Annotated in this window: 19 protein-coding genes and 1 pseudogene; 19 read left to right on the top strand and 1 reads right to left on the bottom strand. The window is 37.7% G+C overall.

The features are described 5' to 3' along the window. Positions 1-738: 738 nt before the first annotated feature. The 8 genes and pseudogenes from J2S10_RS17290 to J2S10_RS17255 all read left to right on the top strand — a co-directional run bounded on the left by J2S10_RS17290 (position 739) and on the right by J2S10_RS17255 (position 5242). Positions 739-1995 (top strand): MDR family MFS transporter, encoded by a 1257-nt coding sequence (locus J2S10_RS17290; RefSeq protein WP_307410064.1) that lies wholly within the window; start codon positions 739-741, stop codon positions 1993-1995. Positions 1996-2135: 140 nt separating this feature from the next. Further along, a pseudogene (locus J2S10_RS17285) lies at positions 2136-2237 on the top strand (cupin domain-containing protein); the annotation flags it as partial. 35 nt (positions 2238-2272) lie between these two features. After that, a complete protein-coding gene (locus J2S10_RS17280) occupies positions 2273-2710 on the top strand; it encodes a hypothetical protein (RefSeq protein WP_307410003.1) in 438 nt (145 codons plus the stop codon). Between the two features lie 320 nt (positions 2711-3030). Further along, positions 3031-3510: a hypothetical protein gene (locus J2S10_RS17275; protein WP_307410001.1), complete on the top strand. Its 480-nt coding sequence runs from the start codon at positions 3031-3033 to the stop codon at positions 3508-3510. Positions 3511-3844: 334 nt separating this feature from the next. After that, positions 3845-4012: a hypothetical protein gene (locus J2S10_RS17270; RefSeq protein WP_307409999.1), complete on the top strand. Its 168-nt coding sequence runs from the start codon at positions 3845-3847 to the stop codon at positions 4010-4012. Continuing rightward, entirely contained in the window at positions 4009-4308 is a 300-nt protein-coding gene (locus J2S10_RS17265; protein WP_307409997.1) for a hypothetical protein, read from the top strand. Before J2S10_RS17270 ends, J2S10_RS17265 begins: the two co-directional genes overlap by 4 nt. Before the next feature lie 74 nt (positions 4309-4382). Continuing rightward, positions 4383-4523: a hypothetical protein gene (locus J2S10_RS17260; RefSeq protein WP_307409995.1), complete on the top strand. Its 141-nt coding sequence runs from the start codon at positions 4383-4385 to the stop codon at positions 4521-4523. Between the two features lie 242 nt (positions 4524-4765). Next, positions 4766-5242, top strand: a complete 477-nt coding sequence (locus J2S10_RS17255; protein ID WP_307409993.1) for an MgtC/SapB family protein — start codon at positions 4766-4768, stop codon at positions 5240-5242. A gap of 96 nt (positions 5243-5338) precedes the next feature. Here J2S10_RS17255 and J2S10_RS17250 read toward each other — a convergent pair whose 3' ends face one another. Continuing rightward, complete coding sequence (locus tag J2S10_RS17250) at positions 5339-6217, bottom strand: hypothetical protein (RefSeq protein WP_307409991.1); 879 nt, start codon at positions 6215-6217, stop codon at positions 5339-5341. A gap of 1150 nt (positions 6218-7367) precedes the next feature. Between J2S10_RS17250 and J2S10_RS17245 the strand changes: the two genes are divergently transcribed. From J2S10_RS17245 to J2S10_RS17195, 11 genes are all read left to right on the top strand, one after another. Next, on the top strand, positions 7368-8045 hold the full coding sequence (locus tag J2S10_RS17245) for a FadR/GntR family transcriptional regulator (protein ID WP_307409989.1): 678 nt from the start codon (positions 7368-7370) through the stop codon (positions 8043-8045). 16 nt (positions 8046-8061) lie between these two features. Continuing rightward, positions 8062-9234 (top strand): trans-sulfuration enzyme family protein, encoded by a 1173-nt coding sequence (locus J2S10_RS17240; protein WP_307409987.1) that lies wholly within the window; start codon positions 8062-8064, stop codon positions 9232-9234. Between the two features lie 69 nt (positions 9235-9303). Continuing rightward, complete coding sequence (locus J2S10_RS17235; protein ID WP_307409985.1) at positions 9304-10620, top strand: ABC transporter substrate-binding protein; 1317 nt, start codon at positions 9304-9306, stop codon at positions 10618-10620. A 65-nt stretch (positions 10621-10685) separates the two neighbouring features. Continuing rightward, positions 10686-11618, top strand: a complete 933-nt coding sequence (locus tag J2S10_RS17230; RefSeq protein WP_307409983.1) for a carbohydrate ABC transporter permease — start codon at positions 10686-10688, stop codon at positions 11616-11618. After that, complete coding sequence (locus J2S10_RS17225) at positions 11618-12451, top strand: carbohydrate ABC transporter permease (protein ID WP_307409980.1); 834 nt, start codon at positions 11618-11620, stop codon at positions 12449-12451. The genes J2S10_RS17230 and J2S10_RS17225 overlap by 1 nt, the downstream gene beginning before the upstream one ends. 76 nt (positions 12452-12527) lie before the next feature. Further along, positions 12528-14030 (top strand): L-fucose/L-arabinose isomerase family protein, encoded by a 1503-nt coding sequence (locus J2S10_RS17220; RefSeq protein ID WP_307409978.1) that lies wholly within the window; start codon positions 12528-12530, stop codon positions 14028-14030. A 93-nt stretch (positions 14031-14123) separates the two neighbouring features. Then, positions 14124-14450, top strand: coding sequence for an L-rhamnose mutarotase (locus tag J2S10_RS17215; protein ID WP_307409976.1), 327 nt, complete (start codon positions 14124-14126; stop codon positions 14448-14450). Between the two features lie 233 nt (positions 14451-14683). Next, positions 14684-15691, top strand: a complete 1008-nt coding sequence (locus J2S10_RS17210) for an ROK family protein (protein WP_307409974.1) — start codon at positions 14684-14686, stop codon at positions 15689-15691. After that, positions 15688-16347 carry a D-sedoheptulose-7-phosphate isomerase gene (locus J2S10_RS17205; protein WP_307409971.1) on the top strand — a complete coding sequence of 220 codons (660 nt, stop codon included), beginning with the start codon at positions 15688-15690 and terminating at the stop codon, positions 16345-16347. The genes J2S10_RS17210 and J2S10_RS17205 overlap by 4 nt, the downstream gene beginning before the upstream one ends. Further along, positions 16344-18383, top strand: a complete 2040-nt coding sequence (locus tag J2S10_RS17200; protein ID WP_307409970.1) for a GSU2086 family protein — start codon at positions 16344-16346, stop codon at positions 18381-18383. The genes J2S10_RS17205 and J2S10_RS17200 overlap by 4 nt, the downstream gene beginning before the upstream one ends. After that, the gene (locus J2S10_RS17195; protein WP_307409968.1) at positions 18380-19429 is read left to right on the top strand and encodes a bifunctional heptose 7-phosphate kinase/heptose 1-phosphate adenyltransferase; all 1050 of its coding nucleotides are present in this window, start codon (positions 18380-18382) and stop codon (positions 19427-19429) included. The genes J2S10_RS17200 and J2S10_RS17195 overlap by 4 nt, the downstream gene beginning before the upstream one ends. The last annotated feature ends 35 nt before the right edge of the window (positions 19430-19464 follow it).

Here is a 19464-nt window from a genome sequence, read left to right as displayed (position 1 = left end):
GTCGATTTTCTTACAGAAAAATCGTCACTTATTCTGTTACGTTTTGTTGTAATCGAATTTAAAATTCAGTTCCTATAGTGTAAATTTTCATGTTATTCCAGTTTCGCATAGTCACAGAATTCTAGAATGGTTAAATAAGTAAAAGATGTGTTGTACGGCTTTACATGGAGTAGTGGGTATGGTATGCTCGGTACCTTGTGAAATAAGCGTTTATCGTTTCGGCTTTCACTAACATCCATGCCTACAGAGGCTCCATGTCAAGCCATTTACAGGTTAACATACAAATTTTAGGTAAAGTTCTTTCACATTACACCAGTTTTTTGCTGGAAAAATGTGCGAAATCACTAACTAATTTGAAAAAAAGTAGGGGTTGTTTGCCGAAAAAATGTGCAAATTTACACCTATAGTTATTCTACAATCGGGCGCTTTTCCGGAATTGAGAAAAGCGTCTTTATTATGTCTCCAGGGGTTATACAATGTTTGATTAAATTGTTTTTTTGGCACCTACTAAGGAGCATAATCAAGTATGTGATACCTCAAGAGTTATGAATTGGGAAGTTAAGGTAGAGGAACAGAGGACTTTTATCACGACTCCCAATAACTTTAAAAGCAGCGATAACCTCCATTAAATTACGAATTTATTTTTTGTTAAAAATATTCAAAAAATATGATATATGAAGTTTAGCTGTTTTGTTGGGAGGGCTCTATGAAGTGTTAGCTTTTCGTAAATTAAGAGGGATGGATCGGAATGTATGGATTCGCGTCATAGGGGAGACTGTGACGAATAGTACAAAGATGATGTTGATGCCTTTTTTTGCTTTATATTTAGAAAATCGAGTAGATTCCATGTTCAAGGTCGGATTTATTATGTCAATTGCCCCGATCGCGTCTTTATTTGGAGGTATGATTGGGGGAAGATTAGCAGATTTATATGGCCGTAAACGGATAATGGTTTATTCTACAGTGTCTAATGCAATTATTTTAATGAGTTTTACATTATTTGATGGTTATAAGGCTTATTTGATTCTTTCAATCTTAATGGGTTTAAGTAATTCTTTCTTCAGTCCTGCATCTTCAGCGATGGTCGCTGATGTGACTAATCAAGAACAGCGAACAGAGGCTTACGGTCTTTTAAGAGTTGGACATAATCTAGGTACTGCTATTGGTCCGATCATTGGAAGTACCGTTGTTTTTTTCTCAAAAGATGCACTTTTCTATATCACTTCTATTACATTGTTTCTTTACAGTCTGGTCTTAATTTTTTTCTTAAGAGAAACGCTTCCATTACACAAACCATCAATCAAGAAAGAACCGAAACAGCAAAATATCACGACGAAGGAATTGCTGAAAATTATTCTTTCAGACAAACTATTAATATTCTATATAACTACAGGGATTATCATCTCAATGGGATTCTCACAAATAGAAGGAATGCTCCCACTTTATTTTAAACAAACACTATCGATTGTTTTTGAAAAATGGAGTCTGTATCCTTTTCTCATGTCGATCAACGGCTTACTCGTTGTATTGTTTCAATTTCCAATTTCTGGATATTTATCGAAAAAATCAATTGGTAAAGCGATGTATTATGGGACGCAATTGTTTGGAATTGGAATTCTTTCTTTTGGTATGTTACCTCCATTATTTGTTTTATATGGAACAGGAAAACTCCTTATCATAGTAATTTTAATTTTTGTAACTGTTTACTATACAATGGGTGAAATGGTCATGTCACCTGTTCAGATGACATTTGTCGCCAATATTGCACCTGAACATTTACGTGCTACTTATATGGCTGTAGGTGGTTTCCAATTGACAATTGGTGGATTTTTAGGACCACTTATTGGAGGATGGTTTTTCGATTTAAAATTAGGTTTATGGTTATTTATCTTTCTAGGAGCTGGTGTCATTATTGCCGGATTAACATATCGTTCGTTAGATGGAAAAGTTGCTATGCGTGAACAAGAACAGAATCATGCTTTAAAATATTTGTAATAACAATTCCTTTAAGATCAGTTTGGCAATTTTAGTGGCTTATCCTATTGTGTTAAACCAGCTAATAGAAGGTACTCAGTTATTCCAGAAATGGGCGCGTTTCCTGTATAAGAGATGCCCCAGTTTTTTTTATCATAACTACGGATGCAGGCTTGCTCCCAAATATGAAATTTTCATTCTCAGATACTTCTATGAAATTAGATCACGGAGGATGGTCCCGCGAGATCACGGTGAGGGAACTAACGGGGGCAAGAGTTGAAGTAGCAAGGAGAATTTTATGGGAGTAAACGACTCTATTTTATTAAAAAACATATTTTTTCACTTAATATTTTCTTTGTTTTTTATATATACTTCTATTTGTTTTATAGGAAATCTAAATCCATTTAATTACAAGAAAATTGTAACCACTAATATTTTTATAAAGATATTTAGTAGGGTAATAATGCCAATTGTATTATTTTCTGCATCACTTTGGTTTAGTGACGAGATTATTTTAGACTATACTTTGAAGGATTATCAGAGTGGCAAAGGGGTTATCGAGGGAATCAATAATCCATATAGGGATTTTAACTCTGAACTATTAATTGTTGGGAAAGATGGTTCATATTCTATACCTAGAGAGTTATTAAAGGGGTTAGATAAAGGACAAATAGTGCAGTTTGTATATGGCAAGAGAAGTGAAATAATTTTTGAAATAAATAAAGTTAAAAAATAGTCGATGTTCTTCAACGAACGGGTGCTTGAGTTCAATATCCAAAAATCCTAATAAGCCGAAAATATGCAAGTTTTTATTCATTTCTTGCTTATTTTCGGCTTTTTTGCATTCAAAAAACATATTGCTATAAACAGCATTTTTTAATTGCCAAATACACTTTGACCCCTTTTTACATTTTTTTCTATCTATCATGCCGTTTTTGGACTTATCTCGGATTTACCCCAAATTAGATTAAAATTGCTGTTGAGTACTTTGCACATATCTTCTGCATTTGGAATAGTCTACAACAAATCCGGTATCTAAAGGAGGGAGATTATTGAATGTACCAATATGTTGGATACTACCACCCTCTTCCCCCTTATCCATACACTTCTCAAAATATTGTTAGGTATCCGTATTCATACCCGTATGTTTATCGAGCACCTTATCATCCATTTTGGGAGGGTCCTAACATATCAGGATATTGGCACACTAAATACGGTAGTAAAGCAGGGGTTGAACCCGAAACCCCAGCAGGTATGTATCTAAATCATCATCCAGATGGTAAGGTAGATGGATATTATAAAGGAGCTACTGCTGCAGGGTGGTTAGATGGTATGTATTCCGAAGATGAAGATACATTTAAAGGGGAATGGAGATCTGACAACTTACTTTTCCCGGATAGGAAAGGTAGGTTTGAATTTAAATTTAAACCAGATGGAAAGTCCTTTACAGGAAAATGGAGTTACCGAGAAGATGCTCCACGTTTACCGTGGAATGGCACTTTTGTAAAGGACGGTCAGCATCCAGAGTTTCGCTAACTTCACTGTGAATGTTTTTGCAATGACTTCCGAAATGCTTCGGCTCTGGACTAAGCTGACCGTAAAGGCGATACTGAAAACTTTACTATCATTATTAACCTATTGACCGAAATGTTTTCAGCATTTCGGTTTTTTTATTTATCATACCATTGCGTAGACGCAATTTACATATACAACCATACACGAAAAGAATTTTAATTTTGAGTATGACCTCGCTAGCAACACTGTTTTGGGAACAAAAAAGAAGATTTCGAATATTTTTTTCCAAATAATTCATATCAGAGTATAATGGATTTGTAAAACCGTGGCGTCAAAACTAGTGGGGGGCATTATTATGTCGGAAAATGAGTTGGGAGTTCTTGAACAAATTGAACAGGAAGTATTAGAGGAGGAAGAGGGAGCCTCCGGTGAAAAAGAAGTAAGCTTAGAAAAGCAATTAGAGAGAAAGAAGAAAGCAGATGCATTATGGAAAGCCGTTCAAATAGGGATGATAAGCATTTGACTACTAGGGTAGCAAATATTTTAAATAGGTACCCTGAAACCAGAAAATCAGATATTACTCTCCAAATAAAATACTGGCAAGTTTATAGTGGTCTCAAATCTAATTTTGTTGATTTGACAAAATTGTATAGTCTGGAGCGATTAACTTCCCTTGCAAGGGCTCGTGCAAAAATTCAAAATGAATACAAATTATTCCAAGCTGACATAGAGACAAGACGTCGAAGAAGAACATTAGAGGAAGAAGAAAAGGAAGCCCAAATGTTAGACAAGCCTTCAGGTTTGGCTACCTCGTGCTGAATATGAAGACGGTTCAATTGCTATAGGTGACGTACTTGAGATGGTTAGGGAAGCTTTAAAAGTACGAAAAATAGATGAATTTAAGTTCATCGGGAAAAGAACGTATTTGGAGCAGAAACTGGTGGAAGAACGCTTCTGATGAAATCGAAAGAATTGATCAGAAAGTTAAAGAACTGTTGAAAAGCGATGAGGTTCAGGAGAAGGTAGTTCATTAATTAGGTCAAATTAGTGTGCCAGGGACCTTTAAGAGATTGGTGGTTCCTGGCGTTTGCATAAGTTTAAACATTGATGAAAAAATAATGATTATATCGAAATTTAACATTGTCAGTAAATTTGACAGTAGTTAAAGGGTCTATCATCGTACGTGATTATGATTACGAGAAAAGTAAAGCGCCAAGCTGGATGGTATGAAGATTTTGGAAGAAGTTAAGAGTTTAAGTAGAAAGGTGTGTCTTTTATGGTTAATGATATTAATACTGAATTACACTATTTGCCCATTATTATCCTTCGTCTTTTTCTCGCATTTATTGCAGGAAGTGTGATTGGCTGGGAACGGGAAACTAGTGCGGACTTGCCTGTCGATCATCATGGTTCCATGTACCGAATGTTTGCTTTGGTTTGCATAGGTGCTTGTATATTTACGGTTGTTGGTGAATTTGGTTTTTCTAAACCGCTAACTGCTCCAGACAGGGTGGCTGCTAACGTTGTTACTGGGGTTGGTTTTTTAGGGGCGGGGCTAATTTTGAAAGATAAAATAGGAGAGATTCACGGTTTACCCACAGCTGTAGGAATATGGGTGAGTGCCTCTATCGGGGTGATGATTGGCGCAGGAAATTACATTTCAGGGTTAATAGGAGCCTTATTTGTCTATTTTGTCATGGATATGCCTCATCGCTTTCCCCGCTTATTCCAAAAAAGAAAAATTAAGGATTGAATTAACAAAAATGCAAAATATTGGATTAAATGGTCATGTCGATGAAAAACAAGTAATTGAGGGGCATCCAGCACTTTTTTTTCAAAAGTTTTGCCCTTACCAATCCAACGTAATCATTTCTCCACCCATATGTACTTCCATCACTTTCATTCCTCTATTCGCTTTTTCTCCTAACTCAAATAACTCCTCATGAAAAACCTTATCCAACTTCTTATTTAAGATTCCAAAGAAGTAGGCAATCGGTTTTTTTATCGCATTCGTAAATTTTAGTTTTCTAATTAATTGTTTAAACGATTGGATAGAAATATCCACGATTTGATCTGTTTCCTTTTCCAGGTTATAGCGGTATGCGGCAATTTGGGTCATATGCCAATATTCTTCAATCGTTTTTGCTTCTGAGAAGAAGCACTTTACAAACTGGACAAATGGCTGTGGAACGCGATTACTTACATAGGTGTGGTCTAATTCGAGCGTTTTTTCGTTACATTTATTTGGTTGAATCATTTCAGACGTTTCTTCTTTACGTTTAGTTATCTTTTGATTTTTAGTTTTTAAAAGATCAATGGTTTCATTATGGTGGTCCATTATTTCTTCTTTGGGTGGTTCATTAGCGGGAAAACGGTTAAACACGTATAAATTACTGGACTGGGATCCGTTTTTTCGTTCCGTCTCATAGACAGTGAATATTCCGAAATCTCTTGCCTTGATTATCATCCGTTTAAAAGTGGAACGGGAAATGCCGTTATTGTTGTATTCTTCATTAATTGCTTTTAATACAGTGGCTATTTTGGCATTGCAGACCCCCGGGACTTTTGCAGCAAAGCGGACTAAACGTTTTAAACCTGCCAATTCTCCTTTTGTAAACTCATGCTTGTAATCCAACATCCAACTCTCGAAGTGGGAATTAAATTCCTTCAAACTAGTAAATTGCGAATATTGTTCAAAACCTTCAACCTTGCCTGATTTTAAATGCATTTTTTTGCACCACCCTTTTACCTTTTATATATAAATCAGGTGGCAAAAAGGACATGGTTTCAGGCAGGAGGTTGTGACAAATTTGTGAAAAAATAAGTACATATTTTAATGGATATATCAACTCTAGTTTATATATAGGTATGACTAGGGCAAAGAAATATCTTGGTTTGTGGTATTCGGGAGAATCGGAATTTACGAATTATCTTAATAAAAAAGGCTCTTTTCGTAAACTTTGTTGCTCTCTCCGTACTTATTTGTGCTCACTTTGTGGCGACTTCGGACAGGAGTGGTGAAATCAAGGAAAATCGAGTCCGAACCTAGGCCGACTTCGGACAAGTCTGGTGAAATCAAAGGCACTCGAGTCCGAACTAGTGGTGACTTCGGACAACTTTGGCGAATCCAAGGGCAACTGAGTCCGAACCCGGGACGACTTCGGACAAGTTTGTTGAAATCAAAGGCACTCGAGTCCGAACTAGTGGTGACTTCGGACAACTTTGGCGAATCCAAGGTCAACCGAGTCCGAACCTGGGACGACTTCGGACAAGTTTGTTGAAATCAAAGGTACTCGAGTCCGAACTAGTGGTGACTTCGGACAACTTTGGCGAATCCAAGGGCAACTGAGTCCGAACTAGTGGTGACTTTGGACAAGTATGGCGAATCCAAGGGACAACTGAGTCCGAACCTGGGACGACTTCGGACACGTTTGTTGAAATCAAAGGCACTCGAGTCCGAACCAGTGATGACTTTGGACAAGTATGGCGAATCCAGAGGCACCTGAGTCCGACCTTGATGCCCTTAAATCTATTCGAAAAACACCAATCTTTGCGAAAATAGCCTAAAAAAAAGATCGATCAAGTCAAGAAGAAAAGTGTTTCGGAGTTTTCAACAAGAAGTACAGATGATGAAGATATTTTTACGGATCCCAGAATTAAAAGAATACCGGAAATTGATTAAGGTTCATCTAGTAATTAAAGCCATTTGTATCTTATATAGAAACAAATGGCTTTTTTCTTTGTCTATTAAAAATTTAATCAAAACAGATTTATTTAAATTTATTGACTTTTTAAAACATTCAGAATAAAATTTACCTATCGGATAGGTAGACAGTCGTAAAGCAGTGAAAAATAAGACCATTAGAGGGTGTCCGTCTATGAAAAGCATTAAAAAAGTGTCTTTACATGAAATGATTGCGGAAGAAATTAAGAGATACATTAATGATCATCAATTAAAAAGGGGTAATAAACTCCCTTCAGTGGCTGAATTGACTGCCATTCTAAATGTTAGCAGATCAAGTATTCGTGAGGCCTTACGATATCTTGAAGGTATAGATGTCCTTGAGGTGCAAAACGGAAAAGGGATTTTTGTTAAAGATAATGATGAATTAAAAATAGTAGCTAAAATTGCTGTCGAACAGGAAAAAAATTATTTATTGCATATCAGCGAGCTGAGAAGAGCTCTTGAAGGCAAAGCAGTGGAGCTAGCTTCAATAAGAGCGACCGATCATGAAATTAAAGAAATGGAAAGACTGCTTGCGGAAGTAATCTCTCTAAACGATGAAGGGATTGATTCCTCTAAAGAAGATTGGGCTTTCCATAAGACTATTTATAAAGCGTCCCATAACCCGCTTTTAGAAAGTGTTGCTGAATCTGTCTCAGAAACATTCAACAAGCTTTGGAGTAAGCCTTTTGGAATCGAACATATTTTTGAAGATACGTTGCCATTTCATTTTACGATGATGGAGGGTATTAAGCAGCGTGATCCAGCCTATGCAACACAAGAGTTTAATAAAATTATAGACACCGTAGAAAAAACTGTTCGAAAAATATAGGAAAGAAGGAATGAGAATGACAAGCCATCTGTTTTCAGATGAACATATTTGTACACATCAGGGGGATGAATATGAACGGTTCCATGGAGCGGTTGTTCCTCCTATTTATCAGAATTCACTTTTTGTATTTAAGGACTTTGACCAGCTTACGGAAGCGATGAAGGATGAGCAAAACAGCTATCTTTACACACGCGGAACGAATCCAACTGTTGAAATTGTGGAGAAAAAAATTGCCGCGCTTGAAAAAGGGGAGAAGTGTAAATTATTCTCCTCCGGAATGGCTGCGATCTCATCAGCTATCTTAACCTTCTTAAAAGCAGGAGACCATGTTTTAAGCATCAGCAATATTTACGGGCCGACGACTAAGTTTTTAACCTACTTAGAAAAATTCGGAATCTCCCATACCAATACTCTTAACACTGAATTAGATAATATTGAGTTACTGATTCAACCAAACACAAAGGTTATTTATTTAGAAAGCCCTACCACTATGAACTTTAAACTCGTAGATTTGAAAGCGGTTTCAATTATAGCGAAACAGCGAGGGATTAAAACAATCATTGATAACACATGGGCGACTCCTATATTCCAGAATCCTATTACATATGGAATTGATATCATCATTCATTCTGTTTCTAAGTATTTAGGGGGGCATAGTGACCTTGTAGGGGGTGCATTAATTACAAGTAAAGAAACCATGGACCATCTATTCTACCATGAGTATCAATTATTGGGCGGAGTAATGCCACCCTATGAAGCATGGTTATTAATGCGTGGACTTCGAACGCTTCCAATCCGCATGAAAGCACATCAAGAAAGCGGATTGAGAATAGCTTCCTTTTTAGAAAATCATCCTTCTGTAAAAAAAGTCAATTACCCAGGATTAAAAAGCTCACCTGATTATGAACTTGGTAAACAGCAATTAACAGGATACTCGGGTTTGATGAGCTTCGAACTAGCAAATAATTCCTTTGGGTCTGTTCGAAATGTCATCAACCGTTTGAAACAATTTCAAATCGGAGTTTCCTGGGGCGGCTTTGAAAGTTTAGTAATATCACCGAATTATGGCTATAACTCAGAGCAATTATTGAATAGCGGGATGGACCCAGGGTTGATTCGTATTTCCGTAGGCTTAGAAAATGTGGATGAACTAATAGAAGACTTACATGCGGCATTGCAGGCGACATAACGAACGGTATAAAAGGAGCTGGTACCTTTTATATAAAAAAGAACACATTTCAGAGGGGGTTAAAATTTTATGCTTCATCTTAAAAAAGGATTTCTGTTTTTGGTGTCGGCAATGGTATGTTTAGGCATCATCGCAGGCTGCAGCAGCTCAACATCGGAGAAAACAGGAGGAACAGACGGAAAAGTCACGTTAAGGATGGTTGAAAGTCTCACAAGTCCTGCAAGAACAAAACTGTTAAGGGAAATGCTAAATAAATTTGAAGCTGCAAACCCAACGATTAAAGTTGATTTGATTTCTCCTCCACTACAAAGTGCGGATCAAAAAATAACACAAATGCTTATGGCGAAACAGGATATTGATGTATTAGAAGTTCGCGAACAAACGGTAAAAAATTGGGCCAATGACAAGTTTATCGAAGATCTATCCCCATACACAAGCAAATGGGCGAACTGGAATAATTTAACAGAAACTATCAAGCATGGAGCAACAGCTGTGGATGATAAGCCTTACTATATTCCGTATGGTGTTTATGAAAAAACGCTTTTCTATAGAAAGGATTGGTTTAAAGCGGCAGGTTTGGAAGCTCCTAAAACATGGGATGAATTAGTAAATGATGCTATAAAACTTACTGACCCTTCCAAAAATCGATATGGTTATAGCTTCAGAGGCGGTGCGGGTGTATCTGACTATATCGAATTTATGACATGGTCCAATCTTGGTAAGCAAATTAATCAAAAAGACTCTTATTTCACGAAAGACGGCCATGTGATGTTTGAAACACCGGAAGCCAAGCAGGTTCTAGATACATTAGTGAATTTATATAAGAAAGCATCCCCTCCTGACTCCATTAGCTGGAGCTATCCGGAAATGGTTCAAGGCTTCACGTCTGGGGAGACAGCCTTGTTAATCCAGGACCCGGAGGTCATTGCTACAGCAGAAAAAAACATGGTAAAAGGTACTTGGGATACGGCGCCTCTTCCTAAAGGAACGCCATCAAATGTAGCTCAACAACCTGCAGGAACAGCCGGCTGGGGAATCGGTGCTTTTTCTAAACATAAAGAGGAAGCCTGGAAGCTCCTTTCTTTCCTATCAAGTCCTGAACAAAATTTATACTTTTCGAAAAATAATTCTTTAATCCCGATCTATTTAAGTGCCGGAGATGATCCATACTTTAAGGAAGGCTATTATAACTCCTATATCCAAATGAATGCCAAGCCGGAAGAATTCTTAGTTGCTGACCGCCCTGTTCAATATCAGGGATATGCTGAATACAGAGCAATGGTTGACAAAGACGTTCAATCCCTGCTATTAGGTAAGTTATCGAATGAAGCTGCTTTATCCAAATGGACTGATTTTTGGAAAAAGCAAAAAGAAAATAAAAAATAGAGTATATTGAGGGCAGTCCTATCCTGCTGCCCTTATTTCTTTTTTTAGAATGGAGGAAATGAATCTTGAAAACGCAAACGGAAACAATTGTAGATCGAGGCTTGCCATCGTTTCGTGTAGCCAAACATGGACTTTTCATCTTCCTTTGCTTGTTCCCGGCTTTACTTCTCGTAACTGTTTTTATCTATTACCCCTTGTTCAAAGGGGTGATCATGGCCTTTCAAAATTATTCGTTATTTGATTTAAACAACATCGATTTTATAGGTCTAGGAAACTTCAAAACCATTTTAGCTGATGCAGGGTTTAAACAATCACTACTAAATAGTTTCTATTGGGTCTTTTGTTCTTTAATTCCCCAATTAATAATTGGTTTCATTGTTGCATTATTATTAAGGAAGAAATTCCGAGGGAGGGGAATTTATCAGTCTTTCATCTTTTTCCCATGGGCGATGTCCGGGTTCTTAATCGGTTTAATTTGGCGTTGGATGTTAAATGGCCAAGGTGGTGTGATTAACGACCTTTTGATCAAGCTGAAGATCATTCATTCAGCTATTCCCTTTTTAGCCGATCCGACCTGGGCAATGGTTTCTGTCATTGTGGCGAATGTTTGGTATGGCATTACCTTCTTTTCCATCATGATATTAGCCGCATTGCAATCGATCCCGGACGAATTGTTTGAAGCTGCGAAGATCGACGGTGCCAACTATATGCAGCAGCTTTTCAAGATTACGATTCCCTATATCCTGCCAACCCTTATTGTTACAACATTACTACGAGTGATTTGGATTTTAAACTTTCCGGATTTAATTTATTCTCTTACAAATGGAGGACCTGCTGGTTCTACCCATATTCTTTCGACCTATATGATAGATAAACTTATTAATGGACAAAATTACGGTCAAGCAGCTGCGGTTGGTGTCATGATGATGATCATCCTACTCTTTTTTGCCGTTTTTTATTTACTTGCAACGAAATTTAATAAAGCGGGTGATTTTTAATGGTGAAACAGGTAAATTGGCAACCGTTGCTAAAGTGCATTTTTTTATCGTTGTTTCTTGTCTTTACTGTGTTTCCGCTTTATTGGATTTTCATTACGTCATTAAAACCTAGTAATGATATGTTTACGATCCCTATTCATTATTGGCCGAAAACGATTACGTTCGATAATTATATTAATATCTTTAAAATTTCTAACTTTGGAGTTTATATTTTCAATAGTTTAATTTTATCCGTAGTTGCCGGTTTTTGCTCCCTTATCATTGCATCGTTAAGCGGATATGTACTTGCTCGATTTGAGTTTAAGGGGAAAGCCCAAGTAATATTTGCTTTTTTTATTACTCAAATGATCCCATTATTTATTGGCCTGGCTCCTTTGTATTTATTAATGTCCAAGCTTCAACTACTTAATCGTTTACCATCTCTCATGCTTATGTATACGGTTATGATGGTTCCTTTTTGTACCGTTATTATGAAAGGTTTCTTTGAACGGATTCCATCGAGCCTTGAAGAAGCTGCGATGATTGATGGGTGTTCTAGAATTACCGCCTTATTTAAAGTCATAGTCCCAGTCATGCTGCCTGGTATCGCTGCAACATTTATCTTTGCCTTTGTTCAGTGCTGGAACGAATTGTTTTTAGCCATCATGTTCATTGACAAGGAAGAAGCGAAAACGATTCCGGTAGCCATGAATGCATTTATCACAAAATATGATATTGATTGGGGATCCATGTCAGCAGCCACTGTTATATCCGTTATTCCAACGCTTATTTTATTCGCATTTGCGCAACGATACATTGTAGAAGGTATGACTCAGGGCTCTGTTAAAGGGTAAAAAGTAGGGACTCAGTGACGTCCCTGCTTATTTTTATTCGTATTTTGTGAATGCTATTTTTTAAGGAGTGGTTTACGTGTCGATATTTTCACCGATTAAACCAGCCAAACGAGCGAGAGTTGGAATTTATTCCATTGGCTTGAAGGCTTACTGGAATCAGTTTAGTGGTTTGAAAGAGCGACTTGTAGAGTATGGAAGATTCATAGAAACGCGTATGTCAGAATTTGCGGAGGTTTATAATTACGGTCTGGTTGATGAGGAGAGTGAGGGGAGGAAGGCAGGGGAGTGGTTTAACGAAAAAAATGTTGATATCATTTTTTGTCATGCCGCGACATACTCCACGAGTTCAACCGTATTGCCGGTACATCTAATTTGTAAAGCACCCTTAGTCGTTCTCAACCTTCAACCGACAGAACGTATTAATTATGAAATAACAACTACAGGAGAATGGCTTGCTCATTGTTGTGCATGTCCCGTACCTGAGATCTCCAATGCTCTAAATCGTAGTGGAATTGAATTTCGTGTGATAAATGGATTACTTGGTATGAACAATACACCAACTATTTCCTTAACGAATGAAACGACAAGCGAAAGAAAAGAAGCCATCAGAGCTTGGAAACAAATTGAAGAATGGACTCGTGCGGCGTCAGTTCCAAGAACGCTTCGACACAGTCGGTTTGGTTTCTTAGGAAATACCTACAGTGGAATGCTCGACATGTATAGTGATTTTACCATGCTCCAAGCTCAAACAGGCATTCATATAGAAGTTTTAGAAATGTGCGATTTGGATCGATTGCTAAAAGAAGTGACTCCCAGTGATGTCAAAGAAAAGTTAGAGGAAGTCTATAAAATGTTTAAAATTAGCGGAGAATCATCATCAGATCCGATTGCAAAAAGGCCAACTGAAGAACAATTGGCCTTGTCCTGCAAAGTGGCAGCCGCGCAAGAAAAATTAGTGCGAGAATATAATCTGGATGCCTTAACTTATTACTATCACGGTGCTCCAGGCAGTGATTATGAGAAATTACAAAGCGGATCTATCGTCGGCCATTCCCTGTTGACTGCAAGTGGGATTCCTTGTTCTGGTGAAGGGGATTTAAAGACGGCTGTTGCAATGAAAATATGCGATATTCTTGGTACGGGTGGAAGTTTCTCGGAAATTGTTGTCGTTGATTATGAAGATGAAACCATTTTACTTGGTCATGATGGCCCGTTTCATATCGCTATTTCAGACGGTAAGCCACTTCTTCGGGGAATGGGCTTATATCATGGAAAGCAGGGTAACGGTGTTTCTGTAGAAGCAAAGGTAAGAACAGGTCCTGTGACAACCTTAAATGTAACGCAAACAGAAGATGGGAAACTCAAGCTCATTATCAGTGAAGGAGAATCCACCGACGGACCGATTATGAGAATTGGAAATACCCAAACACCGGTTAAGTTCCGACTTCATCCGGATGCGTATATGGAAAAGTGGTTTATGGAAGCTCCAACTCATCACTGTGCATTGTCTATTGGCCATAATGCCACCTTGTTCCAAAAGGTCGGCCAATTAATGAATATAAGGCAAGTAACCCTATAAATCTTATAAGTCAATCAAATAGTTTCAAATATATATAATAGACCCTCCAACAAACGGTATGTTAGATGGAGGTTTTCATTAGGGAGGAAATCTATGATTAACAGTAATAAAATGGCATGGACTTGGACCATCAAGGATGAATGCCTGGATGAATACTTGAAAATGCATATCGAACCATGGCCGGAAATAATGGAAGAACATCGGAAAGCCGGAATCAAAAACTACTCAATCTTTCAAAATGGGAACCAGTTTTTTTATTGTTTTGAATGTGAGGATGTGGAAACCGCCTTTGCCTACATAGCAAAGAGCGACGTGTGCAATCAATGGAATGCGATCACGTCAAAAATGGTTAAAGGGTCGTTTGATTTCAATGAAGCGGAGCCAATCAAACCTATGCGGGAAGTCTTTTATCTGAAATAATTGTCAAAAAAATGGGCGACAGCGATTTTGGGCGTTTCGGGCAGAGCAATATCACAGTTAACCTGCACTGTAGATAAAGACTATGAAAAAAATGGTTGTATTGTCATTAAGCCATAAGTAATTGACTAATAAGGGTGGACGTCACGATTACCTTTTTAACAGTTTCATTCATACTGATTTAGATATAGAAAAAAGAATTGATCATTGTAATTCAAGAGAAGGGGCAAATACCTATGTATCTAGTTGGAATCGATATTGGCGGAACAAAAACAGCTGTTACTTTAGGAAAAATAAGAGATAATAATTCGATCGAATTATTGGAACGTTTAGAATTTGCAACAATTTCTGGCGATAAATATGTTCAAACACTAGATAAAATAGAAGAACTGTCCAATAAGATTTTAAGGTATTTATTATTGACATGGAAGGATATCGCTGCTGTTGGGATTAGCTGCGGTGGTCCGCTTGACAGTCGAAATGGCGTGATATTGTCCCCACCAAATTTGCTTGGCTGGGATAATGTACCAATTGTTGACTATTTTCAAGAGCGATTCCATGTTCCAGTAGCCATTCAAAATGATGCCAATGCATGTGCTTTAGCAGAATGGAAATGGGGAGCTGGTAAAGGGACTAATCATATGATTTTTCTTACCTTTGGTACAGGATTAGGAGCTGGTCTTATTTTCAACGGACAGCTTTATAATGGAGCAAGCGGAATGGCAGGGGAAGTCGGTCATATTCGTTTGGAAAGTCAAGGCCCTGTAGGATTCGGAAAACGAGGCTCATTTGAAGGTTTTTGCAGTGGTGGAGGTATTGCACAAATTGCAAAAACGGTCGTGTTGGAAAAAAAACAACAAGGGATTGATGTTCCTTGGTGTCGTACGGATATGCAGTGGGATGATCTAACGGCAAAAACGGTCGCGCAAGCATTGTTTCAGGATGATCCAACAGCAAAAAAAATTATGCAAGAGGTAGGGCTCTATCTTGGAAAAGGGCTTTCAATAATGATTGATATGTTAAATCCAGAGAAAATCATTATTGGAAGCATTTTTGTTCGTCAACATGAAATTTTGGCTCCCATTGTACAACAAGTGATTCAATCTGAAGTACTTCTACAATCAAGTAGGGTGTGTCAGGTTGTGCCAGCCGGACTAGGTGAAAAACTAGGAGATTATGCCGCTTTATCAGTTGCCTATGAAAAAGCAGTAGAGAGAAAAGAGCAGGGTGGGATGGCAGGATGAGAAATGGAACAAGGCAAATTTTAGATTCACTTATCGAACGTTATCCACCATTATTTGTATGTAAAAATTCAATTGAATCGGCTTTTAACATCTTTTCAGATTGTTATGTAAATAATGGAAAACTATTGATATGCGGAAATGGTGGAAGTGCTGCCGATGCAGAACATATTGTCGGTGAATTAATGAAAGGATTTATGCATAAACGACCGATTTCCAATAGAGATCGTGATGCAATATTTGCAAATCTCGGGGAAAACGCTGAGAGTCATTATCTAATCAACCATTTACAATCAGCTTTACCGGCAATTTCATTGGTAAGCCATAGTGCATTAATGACAGCTTTTAACAATGATGTACAACCTGACCTTGTATTTGCTCAACAAGTATATGGCTACGGACGTCAGGAAGACGTTGTTGTGGGATTAAGTACTTCAGGAAACTCTAAAAATGTTGTCTATGCTATGAAAATTGCAAAAGCATTTGGTTTAAAAACGGTTGCATTAACTGGTCAACATGGAGGAGAACTAAAAGAAATTGTAGATGCGTGTATATGCGTACCTGCCAACTCAACACCCATCATTCAAGAGTACCATTTACCGGTTTATCATGTGTTGTGCATGATGGTCGAGTCCGAGGAATATGGGGTGAAAACTTGAGTAATCAACTACCTGATTCAAATCGTAAGTTAACTTTTGAAAAAGTTAAGACTAATTCTGTTTATACGAGAAAAAACCTCGTTACGATTGAAAACATGGCACGGCCTAAGAATGATCAAGCTCCTTCTTGGAATTATCCCAAAGAATTCGAAACTCTAGTTGATCGAATAATCAATGCTCGTTTGACAGGAAAACCAGTAATATGGTCAATGGGAGCACATGTCATTAAAAACGGGCTTTCTCGATATATAATTGAAATGGTTCGGGCCGGAATAGTAACTCATGTTGCGGGAAACGGTGCCTCAAGTATCCATGATTTTGAACTTGCCTTCCTCGGTGAAACATCTGAAGACGTCGCAACCGCAATTGAAGACGGCTCATTTGGGATGTGGGAGGAAACCGGAAGATACATGAATGAAGCGATCCAACAGGGGGAAAATCAAGGATTGGGATATGGTGAAAGCTTATCGGAATATGTTAGGGCTCATCTTCACATGTTTCCATATGTTGAAGATTGTGTTTTTGTTCAAACAAAAAAAGCTGGAGTTCCTTATACTTGTCATATTTCGATTGGAACAGATATTATTCACCAGCATCCAATTGTAAATTTTGCTACTCTTGGGTCAGCTTCTGGAAGGGATTTTTCCACGTTTTGTGACTCATTCTCCCAATTAGGTAATGGGGGAGTTTTTCTTAACTTTGGTTCAGCCATATCTGGACCGGAAATTTTTTTAAAAGCATGGACTATTTGCAAAAATTCTGGATTTCCAATGGAAGGGATTACAGCTGCAAACTTTGATATTACCTCGCTTAAGATGGGTGAAACGTATGATTGTTCCAATGCTTTGTATTATTATCGCCCTCGTAGAAATATGATTGAAAGATTATCAAAATGTGGGGGTGAAGGCTTTCATTTTCAAGGTCTTCATCAACAGACAATCCCAACCCTATATCATTTGTTATTAAAGAAATGGAATAAAGTTACACAAGAACAAGCGATCAATTTAACAATCACTAATAAAAATACATCACCATTAACCCTGTTAAATGAATCGAGAGAAATGATTCATGTCGAATGTTTACCAATCAAGTATAAAAATAACCAGATGACAATTAAGCAATTACTAGTCCCGGAAACAATAGGAGATTATAAGCTTAATAGTCTTTCTCATGAATGGAATTCTCCTTTATTTGAAGAGTTTGCCGAAAAAATTTGGATTGCAAAGAAAAATAGTTTTCCAATTGTTTTTTCAATGGGGGGAAACGTCATTTCAAATGGCCTTTCAAAGTACATCATTGAATTGATGAAAGAAGGTTATATCACCCATATAGCTGGTAATGGCTGTTCTAGTATGCAAGACTTTGAATTGGCTGCGGTTGGTGGAACAGAAGAAGTTGAAGAGAGCACTTTACAATCTGGATATCTAGGAATGTGGGAGGAAACCGGTGCTTGGATGTTGGAAGCTATTGAAACTGGATATGCAAAAGGGCTTGGTTATGGAGAAAGCATAGCTGTCTATGCGGAACAGAATCCTCAACGATTTCCTTATTTAGAAACCGCTATTTTCCATCATGCAGCAAAACTAAATATTCCGTATACTTGCCATATAACATTAGGAACTGACACCATCCATATGCATCCGAAAACTAATTTTAAAGTGTTGGGTGGAGCAAGTGGGATCGATTTTCAAATTTTCTGTAAAACCGTTGCTCATTTGGATGGGGGCGTATTTATGAATTTTGGGTCAACTGTAACAGGTCCGGAAGTATTTTTGAAGGCTTTGTCGATTGGAAGAAATCTCGATTATACAATTAGCAAAATTACTACAGCAAATTTTGATATTATTCAACTTGGTGATTATCACCGTAAAGTTGGCTATGAAGATCAAGATTATTATTACCGTCCAAGAAAAAATATTGTACACCGTCCAACCAGCTTAGGTGGTAAAGGGTATCATTTTGAAGGATTACATCAACAAACGATTCCTCCACTTTATGAATATTTAAAATGTAAGGAAATGGAGGAACGGCGATGATTGACATTAAAACTGGGCAAGTGCTGGCTTATGAAAAGATAGAGCAAATGTTTTTACAAGTATCAAAGCTTCGTATTGGTGTCATTGGGGATGGTTGTTTGGATGTTTATTGGAAGGCGAACATGAATTTAAGTGAGTTATCACGAGAAACCCCTCATTACCCCCTACCAGTTGTTGAAGAACGGACTTCCCTCGGTGCTGCTGGTAATGTAGCAGCAAATCTTCGCGATCTTGGCGTAGGTCAAGTTTATTTGTGTACAGTTATTGGAGATGATTGGCGGGGGCGTGAATTACTAAATCACTTAGCAATGAAACAAATAGATGAGAGTCATATAATTGTATATTCTGATTGGATAACACCTGCTTATTGCAAGCCTATTCGTACAGGAATCTCGCATGTTGAATATGAAGATCCAAGAATCGACTTTGAGAATCGGAAATCGTTAAGCTTTCATCAAGAACAAAAATTAATTGAGCAAATCGATAAATTGGTCACAAAAGTGGATGCAATCATCGTTACAGATCAATTCAAATGTGGTGTGGTAACACCAAGGATAAGGGAAGTATTAATTCAATACGCTCGTGAAGGATTAATGATTGCTGTTGACAGTCGCAATAGGATTGACCATTTTACTGAAATGATTTTAAAACCAAACGAATTGGAAACCATGAAAGCGCTCCATTATCAGTCGAAACAGAAGGAACCGTCGATGGAGGAGTACATTGAATCTGCTCGAAGCTTGGCTCAGAGACAGAATAGTCAAGTTTGCATGACATTAGGGGAAAAAGGGGCTATTTGGATTGATAAGGATCAAGTGACTTTTGTTCCTTCCCAGGCTGTTTTAGGTACTTTTGATATAGTAGGTGCTGGAGATTGCTTTATGTCATCCTTCGTTTCAATGTTGGCAGCGGGATTTAAAGGAGCAGATGCGATAGCATTTGCCCATTTAGCGGCATCGATTGTTGTCAAAAAAATAGGAATGACTGGTACAGCAAATCCTTCTGAAATTCGTGAAAGATGGATTAGGTTGGAAAAATCATTGTAAATCATAAAAAAATATTCGGACAGCTTTGAGAAGTG

The sequence above is a fragment of the Neobacillus ginsengisoli genome (genome assembly GCF_030813055.1).
Note: the sequence above shows the minus strand (reverse complement) of the source record. Positions and strands in the feature narration are given on the sequence as shown.